Below are 18651 nucleotides of genomic sequence, written 5' to 3' on the forward strand. Positions count from 1 at the left end.
GGTAGGGCCCGTGGGGTGGCCAAATGGCGCCGCCGCGCTCAAGATTGCCCTCCTGGCTAAGCGCCCCCAAGATCATGGTGAGCGTTCCCCTCAACCAATCCAGCAGCCGCGAATCCCGTTCAGACGGGCGCTCGGAAGCCCGTTTTGAGGCCCTGCCCGATTCGGTGCCGCCCCAGAACCTGGAGGCAGAAGAGGCCGTGCTGGGCGGCATCCTGCTCGACCCAGACGCCATCGGCCGCATCGCCGACGTGCTGCAGGCAGAGGCTTTTTATCTCGGCGCCCACCGCGAGATCTACCGCACGGCGGTGATGTTGCACAGCCAGGGCAAACCCACCGACCTCACGGCGATGTGCGCCTGGTTGGCGGACACCGGTGCCCTGGAGAAGGTGGGCGGTCAGGGCCGGCTGGTGGAGCTGGTGGAGCGCATCACCTCAACCGCCTCAATCGACCAGGTGGCTCGCCTGGTGATGGACAAGTTTTTGCGGCGCCAGTTGATTCGCTCCGGCAACGAGGTGATCGCCCTGGGCTTTGACCAGAGCAAGCCGATGGAGCAGGTGCTCGATGAGGCCGAGCAAAAGATCTTCGCGATCAGCCAGGAGAAGCCCAGCACCGGCCTCACCCCCACCGCCGAGATCCTCACCAGCACCTTCAACGAGATCGAGAGCCGCTCCCTGGGCACCGCCGTGGCCGGCATCCCGTGCAACTTCTACGACCTTGATGCCATCACCCAGGGCCTGCAGCGCAGCGATCTGATCATCGTGGCCGGCCGGCCGGCGATGGGCAAAACCTCAATCGTGCTCAACATCGCCAAAAACGTCGCCCAGCTGCACCAGCTGCCGGTGTGTGTGTTCTCCCTGGAGATGAGCAAGGAGCAGCTCACCTACCGCCTGCTGTCGATGGAGGTGGGCATCGAAAGCGGCCGGCTGCGCACCGGCCGGCTGCAGCAGGAGGAGTGGCCCCTGCTGGGCCAGGGCATCAATAGCCTGGGCCAGCTGCCCCTTTTCCTCGACGACAAACCCAATTCAGGCGTGCTGGAGATGCGCTCCCTCTGCCGCCGGCTCATGGCCGAAACCGGCAAGGAGCTGGGCCTGATCGTGATCGACTACCTGCAGCTCATGGAGGGCTCCACCCCCGACAACCGGGTGCAGGAGCTCAGCCGCATCACCCGTGGCCTCAAGGGCATGGCCCGCGAGCTCAACGTGCCGGTGATCGCCCTATCCCAGCTGAGCCGCGGCGTCGAATCGCGCACCAACAAGCGCCCGATGCTCAGCGACCTGCGCGAATCGGGCTCAATCGAGCAGGACGCTGACTTGGTGCTGATGATCTACCGAGACGAGTACTACAACCCGGAAACCCCCGACCGGGGCATTACGGAGGTGATCGTGACCAAGCACCGCAACGGCCCGGTGGGCACGGTCAAGCTGTTGTTTGAGCCCCAGTTCACACGCTTCCGCAACCTGGCGGCTTGAGCGGTGGCGCCTACGCAAGCACCCCTCAAAGTAGTGACGGTGCAAACCGGCCACCGCTACCCCGATCTCTGGGTGAGTCGGCTGGCGGCAATGGTGGCGCGGCAGCTGCGCGAACCCCATCGCTTCATCGTCTACACCGACAGGCCGGAACCAGGTCGCTTTGGCGAACCAATCGCCAGCCATCAACAGCTGGTGCAACAGGACCTAGAGGCCGGCAGCCTGCGGGGCTATTTCAGCAAACTGCGCCTGTTTGATCAGGCCCTAACGGGCAGCGATCCCTTCCTGTTTCTCGACTCCACACTGGTGATCAGGGCCGACCTAGCCCCCCTGGTGGAGCTCGGCCGCAACGCAAGCGCCAGCTTGATGGGCGTGCGCGACTGGAACTACCCGATCCTCAATTCCTCGGTGCTCTGGTGCCGTCCCGACGCCCACATCCAGGCGGTGTGGCAGTGCTGGCAGGAGGGTCGCTACGCCGGAGCACATTTTGCTGGAGACCAGAACTTCATCTTCCGTGTCTTCCAGGAGCTGGCGCCGGCAGCTCTTGCCTATTGGCCTGCAGAGCTGGTGCGCTCCTACAAGGTCCTGCGCAAGCTCGCCAGCCGCGATGCCGCCACCGCCCAAAGCCAGCTGGAAGCCTGCACCATCCTCAAATTCCACGGCCGGCCCAAGCCCGAGGAAGTGCTGCACCCCTGGCGCCATCCCCGGCGCACGATTCTGCGCCATCCACTGCAGCCCAAGCTCTGGGGCTATCTCGCCGGCGAGATCCGCAACCACTGGCACTGAAAAAGGCAGGCTTGCCTCTTAAATAAACAAATGCCGTTCAGCACCCCAGCCACCCAGACGTGCGTCGAACCCTGCACCGAGCACTTCGACTTGATCGTGGTGGGCGGCGGCCACGCCGGCTGTGAGGCCGCCATCACCGCCGCTCGGCTAGGGCTAAACACGGCACTGTTTTCACTCAACCTCGATCGCATCGCCTGGCAGCCCTGCAACCCGGCGGTGGGCGGTCCGGCCAAGAGCCAGCTGGTGCATGAGGTGGATGCCCTCGGAGGCGTGATCGGCCGGCTGGCCGATGCCACGGCCCTGCAGAAGCGGGTGCTCAATTCCAGCCGCGGCCCCGCTGTTTGGGCCCTGCGCGCCCAGACCGACAAGCGCCAGTACGCCCGCCAGATGCTGCAGCTGCTGCAGCACACTCCAAACTTGGCCCTGCGCGAAGCGATGGTGACCGGGCTGGTGGTGGAGGGCACCCCCGGCGAGGACGCCCGCATCAGCGGCATCAGCACCTACTTCGGCAGCAGCTACGGCGCCGCCGCCGTAATCCTCACCACAGGCACCTTCCTGGGCGGTCAAATCTGGGTGGGCAACCAGTCGATGAGCGCCGGCCGGGCAGGAGAGCAGGCCGCCGTTGGCCTCAGCGAAGCCCTCGAGGCGCTGGGCTTCCAGATGGGCCGGCTCAAAACTGGCACCCCAGCCCGGGTAGACAGGCGCAGCATCGCCCTCGACCAACTTGAAGAGCAGCCAAGCGATGCCGTAGATCGCTTCTTCTCCTTTGATCCGGCCTCCTGGGTGAGCGGCGAGCAGATGAGCTGCCACATGACCCGAACCACGGCCGCCACCCACCAGCTGATCCGCGACAACCTGCACCTGACACCGATCTACGGCGGCTTCATCGACAGCAAGGGGCCCCGCTACTGCCCCTCAATCGAAGACAAAATCGTGCGCTTCGCTGAGAAGGAAAGCCACCAGATCTTTCTCGAACCCGAGGGCCGCGACACGCCTGAGATCTACGTGCAGGGCTTCTCCACCGGCCTGCCGGAGCGGCTGCAGCTCGAACTGCTGCGCACCCTGCCGGGCCTGGAGCAATGCGTGATGCTGCGGCCCGCCTACGCCGTCGACTACGACTACCTGCCCGCCACCCAGCTCAAGCCGTCGCTGGAAACCAAGCGGGTAGCCGGGCTGTTTTGCGCCGGCCAGCTCAACGGCACCACCGGCTACGAGGAAGCCGCGGCCCAGGGCCTGGTGGCTGGCCTCAACGCCGCCCGCCTGGTGCGGGACCAAGAGCCGGTGCACTTCCCCAGGGAGGGCAGCTACATCGGCACCATGATCGATGACCTGATCAGCAAGGATCTGCGCGAGCCCTACCGCGTACTTACCAGCCGCAGTGAATACCGGCTGGTGCTGCGAGGCGACAACGCCGACCGACGCCTCACCCCCCTAGGGCGGGAGCTGGGCCTGATCGACGAGCGGCGCTGGGCCATCTACAACGCCAAACAACAAGCCATCAGCGCCGAAAAACAGCGCCTTGAATCGGTGCGCCTCAAGGGCAGCGACCCGGCCGCCACCGCCGTGGAGGCCCAGACCCAAGCCCCCATTAAGGGATCGGTAACCTTGGCCGACCTGCTGCGCCGCTCCGGCTTCCACAGCAGCGATCTGGTGCGCCTAGGCCTGGCGCCGGTGGAGTTGCCAAGCGACGTCCGTGAGGGCGCTGAGATCGACATCAAATACAGCGGCTACCTGGCCCGCCAGCAGCAGCAGATCGACCAGGTGAAAAAGCAGGAGCACCGGGCATTACCAGCAGACGTGGATTACGCCACCATTGCCACCCTTTCAAAGGAAGCCCGCGAAAAACTCAACTCAATCCAACCCCTCAGCCTGGGCCAGGCCGCCCGCATCCCCGGGGTTAGTCCTGCCGACGTCACGGCCCTGCTGCTTTGGCTTGAGCTATGCAAACGCCAAACCTCGTCAAGTCAGAAAAGGGCCGTTAATCTTGACCCCACTAGATAAGGCACAGCAGGTGAGTCCGGTACGAGGCATACCTACCTCCCGGGCCTACTGGGAACTCAAGGCAGAGCAGGTGCTCAATCGGGTGTTCGAGCCCGAAAAGCCAATTGAGGTGGAGGTCTGCGACACGCCCGCAGCATTTTCAAATGCCGGCAGCATCCCCGTAGAACTGCATGATCTGCCGCCAGCCCCAGCCAAACAACCAACTTCCAAACCAAAGCAGACCTCCGCAAAGCGCCACCCACCCAGGGCAGGCAGCGCCCTGCAGCGGCTTGCGGATCAGGTTGGCCGCCAGCCCAGCCTGCTACTGGCAGGAGCCAGTGTGACGGTGATGGTGGTGGCAGGGATGGCCCTGGCCGTGCTCGGCCTCTGGAACCAGAGCCAGCAGGCCATCCGCCAGGACCGCAACATGCTGCTGATCGAGCGGCTGCGCACCATGGGACCCGGCACAACCCCAGCCCAAGCAAACGAGCCCGCCCAGGCAGCCAGCGCCGTTGGGGCAGGGGGAGACGGAGAGCTGCCCCCACCGCCTCCAGGCGAACCCTGGATGGAAGAGCTAGCAACCCTGCCAGCCAGCAGCGCCCCAGCAGCCGACGTACTCAAAGTGCCCATCAACAGCCGCCTCACCAGTCCGGCTCCCGCTGCCACCGGCTCAGCCAGCACCCCTGGAGGCAGCGCCTCGAGTGGTGCTGGTAATAGTGGCGGTGGCAATAGTGGCGGTGGTGGCAATGCACCCCAGCTCGTGGGAGTGGTGCAGGTGCCCGGGCAAAGCGGCTCAGCAATCTTTCAATTGGGCAGTAGCTCTACCAGCGCCGCCGTGGGCGAGAGCATCGGCAGCAGCGGCTGGCGATTGCGCTCAGCCAGTGGTGATACGGCGGTCATTGAGAAGGGCGGCGAGCAGCGCCGCATCAGCATCAGCAGCGGATTTTGAGCCCAACTCAAACTGCCTTGAATCGAACAAGCGTTATCAGCGTTTGCTTCAACAGTTCGGCAGTAATTGAATCACTGCTTCGCACAATACCGCCAAATACAACCATTATTTTAGTAGACAATGGATCTGGAGATGTAGAAATTATCCAAGACTTGGCAAAGACATATAATGCTCAATTAATTAGCAATCCAGGCAACTCAGGCTTCGGCAGCGCCTGCAATCAGGGAGCAAGTCTCTGTAAGAGCGAATTTGTCTTCTTTATTAATCCAGACAGCATACTGGAGCCCTCAACAATCGCACTGCTGGAATCGGCGGCAGACACCCACCCAAAAGCCTCCTGCTTTAACCCTCGCATCCTTAATAGCCACGGCAAAGATTCATTTAAAAGGCGCAGCTGCCTTCTAAAAGCGGAGCAAATTATGCCCCGTGGCACGCCTCTAGAAGCAAGCGAGGTTCCCATACTCTCCGGTGCTGCACTCTTTGCTAGAAAAGAAGACTTTGATCGCATTGGCGGATTTGATAATAATATTTTTTTGTATCACGAAGACGACGACATCAGCATAAGATTTCGCAAGCAAACGGGCCAAGCTTGGATTATTCCCGAAGCACGAGTTGTGCACCTGAGCGGTCATTCAAGCGGCCGCTCAGCCGCAACGACAGCCCTAAAGGCTTGGCACATGGGACGATCACTTGTTTATACGACAACCAAGCACCATATCAATCACGCTTATCGCAAAGCGGTTTTTTCAGCTTTGAAACAGTTTTTGTCGCCCGCAACAATCTTAAGCAAGCGAAAATTCTGGAAACATCGAGCATTTCTGCAGGGAGTTCTCAGCGCTCGTAAAGACCAAGGCGCCTCAAGCCTGCCATGCCCCTATGACATCAAGCGTCCATAAAGCGCATTAATCTTGCTGACCTCACGCTCTAGCGAATACTGCTCGACCACACGCTGGCGTCCGTGCTTACCCATGCGCCACAACAAGCCAGGGTCAGCAAGTAGTCTTCGCAATACTATAATCAGAGAATCAGTCGATCCAGTTTCGAAGGATGATCCCACCTCGTCATCCACAACCTGTGGCCAGATTCCCGCACCGGAAACTAAAACTGCACGACCACAGGCCATAGCCTCTAAGGGGGTAAGACCAAAACCCTCCGTGCGGGAAGCCGCCACACACAAAAGAATTCGGCGATAACAGGCCAATACTTGTTCGCGATTGAGGTCACCCAAAAAAACAATGCGCTCGCTAAGACCGGCCACACTAATTTTTTTCTGCATAATCTCAAAGAAGGCCATATCCTTGGCTTGACATAAACCCGTAAATACAGCCCCAAAATCAGGAAACTCTGGAAGCACCTTAATTAAAGCTTCTACCAATAGATCCGTACCCTTACTTGGCCTGATCCGACCAAAAGCACCAATCCAATACAAACCCTGCAATTTAGAAGGAACCACAACCCCTGGCAAATCAACAGGCTGACGAAGGATCGCCAGGTCACCATCGAGAGGGGAGTAGTGGTCAACATCTACTCCATGATAAATAACTTCAGTCGGACAATCAAGATAACCTGCTGAACGCTCAGAAGTGGCAATAACGGCATCACAATATCGAAGCAATACGGCCAAAAATGCGCCAGGCGGCTTGGGGGCTGCGGAAGTAAAAAGGATTTTCCAAGGCTGATTTAATAGTTTTTTTAGTACAATTCCGCAAGCTATTTCAATATCTCGACGGGCATGCCAAACCCGGCAGCGGCCCCGAGATGGTCGCGACCATCCCTGCCTCAACAGCTGTCCCCACCGCACTTGAGCAGGCAAACCCAGCCCGCCCCAATCCAGCAAGCCAATAGATAAATACTGGCGCTGCAGGGGCACCAGTGCACGCACCGTCGCCGACACCCCTGTGTACCGGCGGTGCAGGTTGGTAACGACTACATCCGGCAATGCAACCGGCCGCTCGGTCGAGCCCAATCCCACTACCAAGACATGAGTAACTAGCCTAATCAACACAGGTCATGAGTCATTCTCATAACAGCGAATCACCTGCAAAGCTCACCGGAGCCGATTTGGCAGCTCAACCTCAGCGATGGCAGCACCGCCGCTGGCGATGGTCTGCTGAGCGGCCCTTGGCGCCTGCTGCTATTGGGTGACGGCAGCCCCACCCGGCACCTGGAGTCGCTCACGGGCAAGCCGGTGGAGATCGAGCTGATCGCCATGGCGCCTGAGCCAGCCGGCCCCCGTGCCGGCGCGCCACCGCCCCCGGAAATCGTGGAGCTCGATGGTCCCCTGCTGAGGCGCCAGGTGTGGCTGCGCTGCGGCGACAAAACCCTGGCCTGGGCAGAGAGCTGGTGGAATCAAAGCCAGGCCGACGCCTACCTGCAGCAGCGGGAGCTGCCGATCTGGCGCAGCCTGACGGCCAAACGGGCCGAACTGTTCCGCGAGGTGGATGGCCTGGCCCTTGTTGCTGCTCCCTGGCTCGAGCAGCGCTTTGGCCTGGCAGGCCCCTTCTGGAGTCGCCACTACCGCTTCTTCCGCGGGGGCAAGGAGCTCACCGTGATTCGGGAGGTGTTCTCGCCAGCCCTTGAGCACTGGCTGGGCCCAGCCAAGCTTTGTCACGATTTACAAACTCAGTAACGGCTTACAGCAATTCCAGGTTGACGGATTGACGCGCCTAGTGCTGTGTCCAGCATGGGGCCACTTGCGCCGGGGAGCCTGGCCATGACTACAAGCCTCTGGTTGAGCCTCACCGACCTCGGCCGCATCTTCGGCATATCCGCCGTGCATTGCGGCCGGCTGCTCAGCGATGCCGGCCTGCGCCAGCAGAACGGTGCCCCCAGCAGTAAGGCCCTGCAACAGGGCCTGGCCTATCAACACCATCCCCAGGCCACCTGCCCCAACGCCGTTTGGAACGGGGAAGGCTGCGCAACCCTGCTGCAGGAGCAGGGTCTGCGGCCCATGGCCGAGCGCAACCTGATCGACCAATGGGCAGACCTGCTCAGCGCCTTGGAACAGGGGTCCCCCTCGATCAACACCTCCGCCGAGGAAATGGCCAGCGACCTACCTGCAAACCTGGTGACCCAGGTGAATCAGGAGCTGCGCCAGCGGGGCTGCAACTTTCAGGTCAGCCCGCAGGCTCAACCCAAACGCAGGGCTTCCGCTTGCAGGCGCGCCCGCTCCAGCAGCTCCCGCAACTGATCCTCATCGGTATGGCTGAGGTTGCTGCGTAGCAGCTTGGCGTGGGGAGCATGGGCGCGCAGGCGCTCAATCACCCGATCTGGCGTGGCTTCCCGCACCAGCAGGCACAGGGCCGCGCTGCCGCGGGGCAGGGTCTCGCCCAGCTCGCGCATGAAGCCATCGTTGATGCCGATGTCGGAAAGGGAACCCGAGGCTGCGCCCACGCCCGCTCCCACGGCAGCACCCAGCAGGGGATTGAGAAACAGCAGGCCCACCAAGGTGCCCCAAAAGCCACCGCCTAGGGCGCCAGCAGCGGTGAGATTGATGGCCTGACGCAGGTGCACCTGGCCCTCGCTGTCGTGCTCCACCACCACCGCATCCTCTAGGGCAATCAGCTGCTCGCGCTGAATATCCACGAGCTCGCGCCGCACCTGCTCGGCTTCTTCCGCCTTCGGAAAGCCAACCACCACAAGGCTGCCCATCTTTTAAATGCATTTGAGACCAACCTAACCAGCTTTCCGGAGGGGGCCCTCAGCCACCAGCTCGGCGTCTGGTGGAGCGGGGCATGGCCCGGCCCGTGAGCTGGGATTGAGATGGGGGTTGGGATGGGGGTTGGGATTGGGGCGCAGTAGACGGCTGCCGCTGCCAACGGGGCAGGGCGAAAGCGTCATCTTCGGGCCATTCTTCCGGCTCCCTTTGTTGCGGCTCCCTTTCTTGCCTGGGCTGGCCCTGGGGCGGCGCGGCACTGCGACGAGAAATGGCATCAAGGCGGCGGCGCGGCCGGGCCTGGGAGCTGGGCTCAGGGCGAGCCTCCTGCCAGGGCTCGCGCCAGTCTTCCTCGTCTTCCAGGATCCAATCGAGCTTGTTTTCCACCCAACGACCCAGGCCATCGAGCCGGGGCATTCCGGCGGGGCCCGCGGGCCGGCGGCCTTCGCCCCGGTTGCCGCTGCGGGAGCCGGGGCGGGCACCGGACACCCCATCTACCAGCTGGCGGCCCGCACTCACCAGGCGATCTAGATCTTTCCAGGATTCAGGCATGACCCCAGGCTAAGGATCCAGCTAGCGACGACGACCCGCCAGCCAGCGCTCCCGGCCCATCCCCACCAAGGCAATGGTGAGACCTCCGAATTCCAGGGTCCAGAGGAAAACGCCCATTGCAGTGCCGTGCTGCCGGGACCTTAGGCCGCCTGCTCAAATCTCAACAGACAACTGGCGTGCCAGCGGCCGCCGTGGAGCCGGTCGCAACAGAAGCGGCAGGCCAAACCCTGCACCCGGCGGCGGTAGGGGGCGCTGACGCCGCAATTGGGGCAAGAGGCCAGCCAGCGGGGCGCCCTGGTGCTGGAGGGCAAGGGGTAGCGGTGGCGGATGCTCACCTTGAAGCCAGCCTGGGCGCCGTTGATGGCGGCCATACGGGCGCGGAAGTGGGGGCCATGGGCCTCTTCCACACCCACCACCCGATCCACCCAGGCATGGATCATTTCGTGGCAGAGGGTGCTGAGGGTGGCTTCCTGCGGCAGGGGATCGAGCAGGGGCCGCGACAGCACGATTTCGCACAGGGGGCGCCCATCCGGATGGCGTCCGCGCCGGTAGAGCCCGGCGGTGCGGCGCATGCGGCCATCGCTCCAGCGCAGATCCACTAACCGCTGACCAGCAGGCGCCAGGCTGCCGTCGAACCATTCCCGGTCGAGCCGGTGAAACAGCGGCAGCAGAGGCTCAAGGGGCATGCCGCCGAGGAACGCAGGGGCTGGGCGCATTGTGCCGAGCCCAGGCGCCAGGTCTCAAGATGCAAGGCCGTCGGTCAGACTCTGCACCTCTCAAGCGCAGCTGGAATCGAGATGGATTGGGGTATCGCCCGCGAGATCGGCACCAAGGCCCTAGCGGCCGGCGCAGGCTCCCTGCTGCTCTTCTGGACCGTGAACGCCGTGAAGCTGGTGCTCAGCGCCCGCGGCATCAACCCACTGATCAAGCAGTTTTTCACCCAAGTGGCCAGCGGCCAGGTGGACGGCGCCTACATGCTCACCACCAAGAACTACCGCTCCCACGTCAACCGTCAGCAGTTCATCCGCTTTCTGGCAGGACTGCAGCTCAACAAATACCGCAACCTCAAATCCGGCAGGCCCCGGCTTGATGAAGGCCAGCTGATCCTCACGGTGAAGCTCAAAAGCGAGGGCAAAGACGAGCTGCCCCTCGACTTCACCTTCGTCAAAATCGAAGAGCAGTGGCGGGTAGACCGGATCACCAAACTCGCAGCGGCCTGATTCAGTTGCCGTGAGCGCCGCTCCCCCCAACCAGGCCCGCGCCGGCGAACTGAGGCAGCTGCTGCAAAGAGCCGCCCACGCCTACTACGTGCTGGATGCTCCAGAAATGGAGGATTCGGTCTACGACCGGCTCTACAGAGAGCTGCTGGAGCTGGAAGCAGCCCACCCGGAGCTGATCACCCCAGACAGCCCTAGCCAGCGGGTGGGGGGCGCTCCGGCTGCGGGGTTCAGCAGCGTGGAGCACCGCATCGGCCTGCTCAGCCTCGACAACGCCTTCAACCCAGGCGACTTAGAAGCCTGGTATAGCCGGCTGCTCAAGGTGCTCGACCGCGAGCCAGCCACCCCCCTAGAGATGGTGGGGGAGCTGAAGATCGACGGCAACGCCCTGGCCCTCAGCTACGAGCACGGGCTGTTGGTGCAGGCCGCCACCCGGGGCGACGGCGAGCGGGGCGAGCAGATCACCGCCAACGTGCGCACCATCGCCTCGGTGCCGCTACGGCTGCAGCTCGAGAACCCACCTGCCTGGGTGGAGGTGCGCGGCGAAGCCCTGATCCCCGATGACACCTTTGCTGCCATCAACTCCGAGCGGGCTGCCCGCGGCGAGACCCTGTTTGCCAACCCGCGCAACGCCTGCGCCGGCACCCTGCGCCAGCTGGATCCAAAAGTGGTGGCGGCGCGGCGGCTGGATTTCTTCGCCTACACCCTGCACCTGCCGCAAGACACGCCCCAGGGTCCCAGCAGCCAGTGGCAAAGCCTGCAATGGCTGCAGGCCGCAGGCTTCAAGGTGAACCCCAATGCCGAGCTGCTGCCGAATCTGGCGGCGGTGCAAGCCTTCTTCAGCGCCTGGGACACGGGCCGCCGCGCCCTGCCTTACGCCACCGACGGCGTGGTGGTGAAGCTCAACGACCTGCGCCTCCAGGACGCCGCCGGCTTCACCCAAAAGGCGCCTCGCTGGGCGATCGCCCTGAAATACGCCGCCGAGGAGGCGCCGAGCATCTTGCTGCGGCTGGCCTGCCAGGTGGGGCGCACCGGGGTGGTAACTCCCGTGGCCGAATTTGAGCCGGTGCCCCTGGCCGGCACCACCGTGAGCCGAGCCACCCTGCACAACGCCGGCCGGCTGGCGGAGCTGGATCTGCACGCCGGCGACACGATCGTGGTGCGCAAGGCCGGCGAGATCATCCCCGAGGTGGTGCGGGTGCTGAGCGAGCTGCGCCCAGCGGGAGCCGTGAGGCTGGAGCTGCCCCAGGTATGCCCCGAGTGCGGCTCGGAGCTGGTGCGGGAGCAAGGCGAAGCGGCCACCCGCTGCGTCAATTCCAGCTGCCCGGCGATCCTGCGCGGCGCCCTGCGCCACTGGGTGAGCAAGGGGGCCCTGGATGTGGATGGCCTGGGAGCCAAGCTGATCGAGCAGCTGGTGGATCGGGGCCTAGTGGGCTCGATCGCCGACCTCTATGGCCTCGATGGGGCCCTGCTGGCCAGCTTGGAGAGGATGGGAGCCAAAAGCGCCGACAACCTGGTGACTGCCCTGGCCGCATCCAAACAGCAACCATGGCACCGCCAGCTCTACGGCCTGGGCATCCACCACGTGGGCGAGGTGAACGCCAAAGCCCTGGCCAAAGCCTTCCCTAGTGCTGCTGATCTGGCAACCGCCACCGCCAACACACCCGAATCGATTACCGCCGTGTTCGGCATTGGCGCTGAAATCGCCCAATCGCTGCAGCAGTGGTTTGCCACCCCCGCCAATCAACTGCTGCTGGAGGATCTGGAGCGGCTGGGCTTCTCGTTGGAAGCCGGGCCCGAGGAACCTGGAGCTGGTTCCGAGACGCCCCTAGCCGGGCAGACTTTTGTGCTCACAGGCAGCCTGCCGTCTTTGAGCCGCAGCGCCGCCCAGGCCCTGATTGAGGCGGCCGGTGGCAAGGTGAGCGGCTCGGTGAGCAAGAAAACCAGCTACGTAGTGGCCGGCGAGGAGGCCGGCAGCAAACTCAGCAAGGCCGAGAGCCTGGGGGTGGCGGTTTTGGATGAAGCTGGACTGCTGGAGCTGCTTAAGGCTGGAGCTGGTTAAGTCTGGATCTGGTTAAGGCTGGAGCAGGGCGATCACTTCAGCTATAGATGCCTCCTCATCGCCATCAGGAGCCCGCGCGGCAAGATGACTTCATGGAGCATCCCCAGCCGCAGGCCTACCGCTGGATCAAAACGGAGTGCGGTCGCGCCAAATACGACCAACTGGCCGCCCAGCAGGGGCTGCTGGCAAAACTGCGGCTGGCTTGGTTTGTGTTGATCGCAGCGCTGCGGGATTGGCGGCTAACAACGTGAACTCGCCCCGGAGTTAAGAGATAGCCAAGAAGGTAAAGGCTTGCTTAAAGCCATAGGCCTAAGGCGGATGCAAAAACTCTGCGCATGTATCGCCTAATACGAGCTGAAGTAAGGCGCCAGACTTCAGGCCCCTAATAAACAAACTGATAACCAACCCTTAACCCCCAGCGGGGTCAAGAGTTGGCAAGGTTGTGAAATCTGACTCAACTCAGCGTGGCACTAGTCTTCAGTATTCTTGACCCGGCCACAGTTGCAGTTGGGGATGTTCTCTCTCTCGCAAGTATTAAAGCGAATGCGGAAATCTCCGCTTACAGCGCTAAATCTGGCTACCTGTACACAGTAGGCGGCGGATCTGGTGCCCTTGGAGTCAGCGATCTGCGCAATCCGGCCAGCCCTGTGGTTGTGGCTCGCGGAACCTCCGACGTCGTCGGTGAAACCTTCCAGAGCGTGGCGGTCTTTGGCAATCTGCTCGCAGTTGCGGTGCAGAACGCTGTTAAGACCGATTCAGGCTTTGTTCAGTTCTATGGCCTGACCAATCCCTCTCTTCCGACCCTGCTCAGCACCGTCACCGTGGGCGCCCTGCCCGACATGGTGAAGTTCAGCAGCGATGGCAAGAAGCTGCTGCTCACCAATGAAGGCGAGCCCAACACCGCCTACACAATTGACCCTGTGGGTTCGATCTCGTTGATCGACACCAGTGGCTATCTCGCCGCGACACCTGTGGTGCCAGCCCAGACGAATGTGCAAACTGTTGATTTCAGTGCCTGGAACAACCGCAAGGCCGAGCTGAGCAACCGCGGCATCCGCATCACGGGCAAAGCCGGGGTCACCACCACCCTGGCTCAAGACATCGAGCCCGAGGCGATCGCGATCACCGCCGACGGTAAGACGGCCTACATCTCCTTGCAGGAAAACAACGCGATCGCTGTGCTCGATATCAGCACAACAACCCCTGCGATCACGGCGATCTTCTCGGCAGGCATTCAGGATTGGGATCGTGGCACTGCCAGCGCCAAGAATTACTCCTATACCCTTTCTTACGCAGCTGGAAACCAGAATCTCCCCACTGGCGCTCAGGCAGGCGGCCTTTCCGGCCTGTTCTTTGCTGGCACCGAAACGGTCGGCACCGCAACACTCGACATCTATTACTCGGTGACCGACCGGGGCCCAAACGGGGCCCTGGTTGCCGGCAAACGACAGTTTCTCGATCCCGACTTCCAGCCCACCATCTTCAAGCTGGGCATGGATCGCGCCACTGGCGCAGTCACCGAGCTGGGCAAGATCGGCCTCAAGCGTGCCGACGGAACCCCGCTGACCGGCCTGCCGGAGCTGCAAGGAAAAGATGACATCCCGGTCGATGTTGCTAACCAGAGCCTTGCCTACGACCCCTTCGGCATTGACTCTGAAACCATCTCCATCTTCACCGCCACGTTCGGTGGAGTATCCCGCAATGTGTTCGCCGTCGGCGATGAATATCGCGGCCAGATTGCGATCTTTGATTTCACTACAGGCAATCTGATCCAGCGCTATATCCCCTCTGGCCAGAAGGCCCTGCTGAGCGCCCAGCACAACGTGGGAGGCGCAACCCCGATCGGCGCCGAAACGATCGATAGCCTGCCCGCCATCTACGGCAACCGCTGGAGCAACCGCGGTATCGAAGGCATGGCCTTCAACAGCAAGGACAACCTGCTGTACGCGTTCATGCAGAGCCCGCTGGATATTGACAGTAACAACGATGGTGTTGCAGCCGAGCGCAGTCCTTCCCAACTCACCCGCATCCTGGCGATCGACCCCACCACCGGAACCCCGGTCAAGGAACATCTCTACTTGCTGAGCGGTCGTTCTGGCCAGGACAAGATTGGCGATGTCGCCTACGACGCGGCCCGCAATGTGTTCCTGGTGATGGAGCGCGACAGCAGCCGGCTGCTGAACGGCTTTAAGAGTGTTTACGAGGTAGATCTGCGCGGTGCTAGCGACACCCTGCCTGTCACCCTCGCCGCCGATCAGGCGGCCAGTGGCTGGCTCGCAAAAATCGGCGTGGCCAGCCCCGAGCTGCTCGACAACAGCCTCACCTTGGTGAATGGCGTCTATTCCGCCTCCAGCGCCGACCGCCTAGCAGCCGCCGGCATCAAGCTGGTGAACAAGGTGGAGCTGTTCAACCTGCCTTCGGTGGGTGGAAGCCTCAGCTACGACAAACCCGAAGGCCTCACCCTGCGAGACGACGGCTCAATCGTTATCAACTACGACAACGACTTCGGCACCGAAGGAGCTAACGGAAACACTTTCACGGTGGTGACCTTCAGCAACCCTTCCCTCGATACCGAAGACGACCCGAAGGTCGGCTATACCCCTGCCACAAACCATGATGTTTACGGCCTAGTGATGCCGGATGGTCTGGCAACCTTCACCTACAAGGGCGAAAACTTCATTCTCGCCGCTGGTGAAGGCGATGACCGCAACGACTTCCTCAACCCCGACGAAACCAACCGGGTCTCGGCCCTGTTCACCGCTGCAGCCGCAGCCACGGACGTCCAGAAGGCAGGTCTTGTGGCAACCAACGCCCAAAGACTGAACATCCTCACCAACACCGGTGATCTCGATGGTGACGGCATCATCGATCAGGCCTACGTGACCGGTTCCCGTTCCCTACGGATCTTTGATTCCAAGGGGAACGTTGTTTGGGATTCGGGCGTGGCCCTTGAAGAGCTCGCCAATACCCTTACCCTCTATCCGGTTAACGATCGTGAAGATGTCAAGGGTGTCGAGCCCGAAATGGTGGAAGTGTTCACCATCAATGGCAGCACCTACGCCTTCGTGGCCCTGGAGCGAACTACCACCAGCATGGCGGCGATCTTCGATGTCTCTAACCCGTATGCCGCGGTGGCTGTCCCTCCCATTACTTTCCCTAATGCCCAGCGGATTGAGGGGATCACCTTCCTCACCAGCCCCACCAACGTCGCCCGCAGCGTGATCGCCTCCAGCGAAGGCAACGATGTGGTGTCGGTACTGGATTTCCCGATCCCCTATCGCCTGCAGCTTCTGCACCTCTCCGATGGTGAAGCGGGTCTGTTGGCCTCGCAGACGGCGCCTTACCTTGCAGCGCTCGTTGATGGTTTTGATAACACCTATACCAACACTCTGATCCTGGCCGGTGGCGACAACTTCATCCCAGGCCCCTTCCTCAATGGCGGCACCGATATCAGTGTGCGCGACGAGCTGAACGCCGTAACTGGTTCCACCATCAGCATGGCTACCTCCACCAACCATCCGGTTGGAGCGGTTGATATAGCCATCCACAACCTGATCGGCGTAGAAGCCTCCACGATCGGTAACCACGAATTTGATCTGGGTTCGCGGGTGTTTAAGGATTCCTTCACGCCGGCTTCGGTTACTGGCTGGGTCGGAGCCCAATTCCCTTACCTCTCCGCCAACCTCGACTTCAGCGCTGACACTGATCTGAACCCGCGGTTCACCAATACCACCGCCACGGCTGGCCTCGAGGAAACTACTGCTCAGAAGGGCAGGATCGTGCCTTCGGCCGTGGTCACCAAGAACGGCGAGAAGATTGGCTTAGTGGGTGCCACCACCCAGATCATCGAGAAGATCAGCTCCACCGGTGGCGTGGAAGTGAAGGGTTTTAGCGGCGACGGCTCCGAGGTCGACAACATGGCCCTGCTGGCCAGCCAGCTGCAGCCGGTGATCGACGACCTGATCTCCCAGGGGGTCAACAAGGTGATCCTGATGTCCCACCTGCAGCAGATCAGTAATGAGCAGGCCCTAGCGCCGCTGCTGCGTGGTGTCGACATCATCCTGGCAGCCGGCTCGAACACTCGCCTAGGCGATAGCAATGATCAGGCCGTTGCCTTCGCCGGCCATGACGCCAACTTCGCAAACACCTATCCCATCGTTACCCAAGGCGCCGATGGCGGCACCACCTTGATCGTCAACACCGACAACGAATACACCTACCTCGGCCGCCTGGTGGTGGATTTCGACGCCCAGGGCCGCATCATTCCTGCCAGCGTTGATCCCTTGGTGAGTGGTGCCTATGCCGCTACCGCCGCCAATGTGGCCAAGGCCTGGAACGTAACCGAAGCCCAACTGGCAACCACCGCCTTCGCGGACGGAACCAAGGCTGAAAACGTGCAGGATCTTACCGATGCGGTTCAGGCCGTGATCAGCACCAAGGACAGCCAGCTCTGGGGCTACTCCAATGTCTACCTAGAGGGTGAGCGGGCCTTCGTGCGCTCAGAGGAAACCAACCTCGGTAATCTGTCGGCTGACGCCAACCTCTTCTATGCGAAGAGCATCGACCCAACGGTTGTGCTCTCCCTCAAGAATGGCGGCGGCATCCGCTCCCAGATTGGATCGGTTGATGTGGTGAGTGGGGCGAAGGAAACCACCCTCGCCAATCCCTCCGCCTCCAAGCCTGAGGGGGCTGTTTCCACCCTGGATATTGAGAACTCGCTGCGATTCAACAACAGCCTCTCCTTGGTAACCGTGAGCGCCAGCAAGCTTAAAGAACTGCTTGAGTACGGCATTGCCTCGTACCCCAACCAGGGTCGCTTCCCCCAGGTGAGCGGCCTGGCGTTCAGCTTCGACCTCACCAAACCGGCCAACAGTCGCATCCTCAACCTGGCCATTCAAGACAGCCAGGGCAACGACCTGGATGTGGTGGTGCGCGGCGGGGCCCTAGTGGGTGATCCGGCCCGCACGTTCCGGATGGTGACGCTCAATTACCTGGCCGGTGGACCCGGTTCAACGACCGTTGGAGGAGATGGCTATCCCTTCCCCACCGATGCTGTTCAGAACGTTGCGGGTCCATCCAACCGCGTCGACCTGTTCAATCTCACGGCAGCCTCCACCGGGGCCGCTCGCTTCAGTGGCGATGGAACAGAGCAAGATGCCCTGGCCGAATACCTAAAGGTCAATTACGGAACTGCAACTACTGCTTACAACCAACCCGAAACAATCGCCGCCCAGGATCAACGCTTGCAGAATTTAGCATTAGCCACCGATGAAGTGATTGATGTCAAGCTGGGGACGGCCGGAGACGATGACAGTATTGCTGAGTCGTTCAAGTTGCAAGGGTTTAATGCCAAGGGAGATGTCCTCTTCACGGGTGCTGGTAGTGACAAGGTTGACATCGAATCTCTCAGCGGTTCCGCCAACGCAATCTTCACTGGTTCTGGTACTGACACAATCTTCGCCGGTAGCCGCGATGTGATAACCGGCGGCAGCGGCAACGATTTGATTTATGCCGATGGTGGCAATGGCAACCGCCTCAGCGGCAACGCCGGCGACGACGACTTCATCATTGGCAGCTCCGGCAACCGGGCCCTCGGTGGTGCGGGCAACGACCTCTTCACCATCAACGAAGGCGCCGGCACCAACTACCTCAATGGTGGTGCTGGCTACGACCAGTTCTGGCTGGTCAGTGGCGCTAGCGATATGCCTGCTGCTAAGCAGTTCGTGATGGACTTCACCGCCGGTGAAGACAAGGTAGGCCTAAGGGGCGTGGCTTTCAGTGCCCTCAGCTTCACCCAAGTAGGCGGTGACACGCTCCTGAAGATGAACGGAACTGAGGTGGGTCATTTCACTAACGTCAGCTCTAGTGTTCTTAACAACCAGATCAACTTCCTGTTGGCTTGATATCATCCTGGCACCTCACTTCCCTATCATGGCTTAGAAAGGACTGCCCGTACGTGACGATGTCGTCTGCACGACAAAGCC

The 18651-nt window shown here is 61.7% G+C and carries 15 protein-coding genes; 11 read left to right on the forward strand and 4 right to left on the reverse strand.

Annotation, left to right across the window (positions count from 1 at the left end; all coding sequences use genetic code 11):
* Nucleotides 1-74: 74 nt before the first annotated feature.
* The 5 genes from dnaB to KBZ22_RS03330 are packed head-to-tail and all read left to right on the forward strand — an operon-like array spanning nt 75 to nt 6077.
* The gene (gene dnaB, locus KBZ22_RS03310; RefSeq protein WP_106502691.1) at nt 75-1469 is read left to right on the forward strand and encodes a replicative DNA helicase; all 1395 of its coding nucleotides are present in this window, start codon (nt 75-77) and stop codon (nt 1467-1469) included.
* Nucleotides 1470-1472: 3 nt separating this feature from the next.
* On the forward strand, nt 1473-2252 hold the full coding sequence (locus KBZ22_RS03315; RefSeq protein WP_255021028.1) for a hypothetical protein: 780 nt from the start codon (nt 1473-1475) through the stop codon (nt 2250-2252).
* A 30-nt stretch (nt 2253-2282) separates the two neighbouring features.
* The gene (gene mnmG / locus KBZ22_RS03320; protein ID WP_255021029.1) at nt 2283-4253 is read left to right on the forward strand and encodes a tRNA uridine-5-carboxymethylaminomethyl(34) synthesis enzyme MnmG; all 1971 of its coding nucleotides are present in this window, start codon (nt 2283-2285) and stop codon (nt 4251-4253) included.
* A 10-nt stretch (nt 4254-4263) separates the two neighbouring features.
* On the forward strand, nt 4264-5181 hold the full coding sequence (locus tag KBZ22_RS03325; RefSeq protein ID WP_255021030.1) for a hypothetical protein: 918 nt from the start codon (nt 4264-4266) through the stop codon (nt 5179-5181).
* A 17-nt stretch (nt 5182-5198) separates the two neighbouring features.
* Entirely contained in the window at nt 5199-6077 is an 879-nt protein-coding gene (locus tag KBZ22_RS03330) for a glycosyltransferase family 2 protein (RefSeq protein ID WP_255021031.1), read from the forward strand.
* Here KBZ22_RS03330 and KBZ22_RS14330 read toward each other — a convergent pair.
* Nucleotides 6056-7075 carry a glycosyltransferase family 4 protein gene (locus KBZ22_RS14330; protein WP_255021032.1) on the reverse strand — a complete coding sequence of 340 codons (1020 nt, stop codon included), beginning with the start codon at nt 7073-7075 and terminating at the stop codon, nt 6056-6058. The genes KBZ22_RS03330 and KBZ22_RS14330 overlap by 22 nt on opposite strands.
* Before the next feature lie 144 nt (nt 7076-7219).
* On the opposite strand from KBZ22_RS14330, the gene KBZ22_RS03340 reads away from it, so the two are divergent.
* Nucleotides 7220-7810, forward strand: coding sequence for a chorismate lyase (locus tag KBZ22_RS03340; RefSeq protein ID WP_396111646.1), 591 nt, complete (start codon nt 7220-7222; stop codon nt 7808-7810).
* Nucleotides 7811-7894: 84 nt separating this feature from the next.
* Complete coding sequence (locus tag KBZ22_RS03345; RefSeq protein ID WP_255021033.1) at nt 7895-8371, forward strand: hypothetical protein; 477 nt, start codon at nt 7895-7897, stop codon at nt 8369-8371.
* On the opposite strand, the gene KBZ22_RS03350 is transcribed toward KBZ22_RS03345, so the two are convergent.
* The 3 genes from KBZ22_RS03350 to KBZ22_RS03360 form a co-directional block, all read right to left on the reverse strand.
* On the reverse strand, nt 8311-8832 hold the full coding sequence (locus KBZ22_RS03350; RefSeq protein WP_106502683.1) for a DUF1269 domain-containing protein: 522 nt from the start codon (nt 8830-8832) through the stop codon (nt 8311-8313). The genes KBZ22_RS03345 and KBZ22_RS03350 overlap by 61 nt on opposite strands.
* A gap of 49 nt (nt 8833-8881) precedes the next feature.
* Nucleotides 8882-9388, reverse strand: coding sequence for a hypothetical protein (locus tag KBZ22_RS03355; RefSeq protein ID WP_255021034.1), 507 nt, complete (start codon nt 9386-9388; stop codon nt 8882-8884).
* A gap of 140 nt (nt 9389-9528) precedes the next feature.
* On the reverse strand, nt 9529-10074 hold the full coding sequence (locus KBZ22_RS03360; RefSeq protein WP_255021035.1) for a SprT family zinc-dependent metalloprotease: 546 nt from the start codon (nt 10072-10074) through the stop codon (nt 9529-9531).
* A gap of 111 nt (nt 10075-10185) precedes the next feature.
* Between KBZ22_RS03360 and KBZ22_RS03365 the strand changes: the two genes are divergently transcribed.
* The 4 genes from KBZ22_RS03365 (at nt 10186) to KBZ22_RS03380 (ending at nt 18570) form a co-directional block, all read left to right on the forward strand.
* Nucleotides 10186-10608 carry a hypothetical protein gene (locus tag KBZ22_RS03365; protein ID WP_254942972.1) on the forward strand — a complete coding sequence of 141 codons (423 nt, stop codon included), beginning with the start codon at nt 10186-10188 and terminating at the stop codon, nt 10606-10608.
* Nucleotides 10609-10618: 10 nt separating this feature from the next.
* A complete protein-coding gene (gene ligA / locus KBZ22_RS03370; RefSeq protein ID WP_255021036.1) occupies nt 10619-12667 on the forward strand; it encodes an NAD-dependent DNA ligase LigA in 2049 nt (682 codons plus the stop codon).
* A gap of 92 nt (nt 12668-12759) precedes the next feature.
* Nucleotides 12760-12918 carry a hypothetical protein gene (locus tag KBZ22_RS03375; protein WP_255021037.1) on the forward strand — a complete coding sequence of 53 codons (159 nt, stop codon included), beginning with the start codon at nt 12760-12762 and terminating at the stop codon, nt 12916-12918.
* Between the two features lie 213 nt (nt 12919-13131).
* The gene (locus KBZ22_RS03380; RefSeq protein ID WP_396111585.1) at nt 13132-18570 is read left to right on the forward strand and encodes a choice-of-anchor I domain-containing protein; all 5439 of its coding nucleotides are present in this window, start codon (nt 13132-13134) and stop codon (nt 18568-18570) included.
* Nucleotides 18571-18651: the final 81 nt, after the last annotated feature.

This window comes from Cyanobium sp. L1E-Cus (assembly GCF_024345755.1).
Classification (GTDB): domain Bacteria; phylum Cyanobacteriota; class Cyanobacteriia; order PCC-6307; family Cyanobiaceae; genus Cyanobium_A; species Cyanobium_A usitatum.

Bases quoted from the DNA above. Each gene is read 5' to 3' on its own strand.
- dnaB (WP_106502691.1), top strand. From the start codon at position 75: ATGGTGAGCGTTCCCCTCAACCAATCCAGCAGCCGCGAATCCCGTTCA.
- KBZ22_RS03365 (WP_254942972.1), top strand. From the start codon at position 10,186: ATGGATTGGGGTATCGCCCGCGAGATCGGCACCAAGGCCCTAGCGGCC.
- KBZ22_RS03345 (WP_255021033.1), top strand. From the start codon at position 7,895: ATGACTACAAGCCTCTGGTTGAGCCTCACCGACCTCGGCCGCATCTTC.
- KBZ22_RS03355 (WP_255021034.1), bottom strand. From the start codon at position 9,388: ATGCCTGAATCCTGGAAAGATCTAGATCGCCTGGTGAGTGCGGGCCGC.
- mnmG (WP_255021029.1), top strand. From the start codon at position 2,283: ATGCCGTTCAGCACCCCAGCCACCCAGACGTGCGTCGAACCCTGCACC.
- KBZ22_RS03375 (WP_255021037.1), top strand. From the start codon at position 12,760: ATGGAGCATCCCCAGCCGCAGGCCTACCGCTGGATCAAAACGGAGTGC.
- KBZ22_RS03350 (WP_106502683.1), bottom strand. From the start codon at position 8,832: ATGGGCAGCCTTGTGGTGGTTGGCTTTCCGAAGGCGGAAGAAGCCGAG.
- KBZ22_RS03360 (WP_255021035.1), bottom strand. From the start codon at position 10,074: ATGCCCCTTGAGCCTCTGCTGCCGCTGTTTCACCGGCTCGACCGGGAA.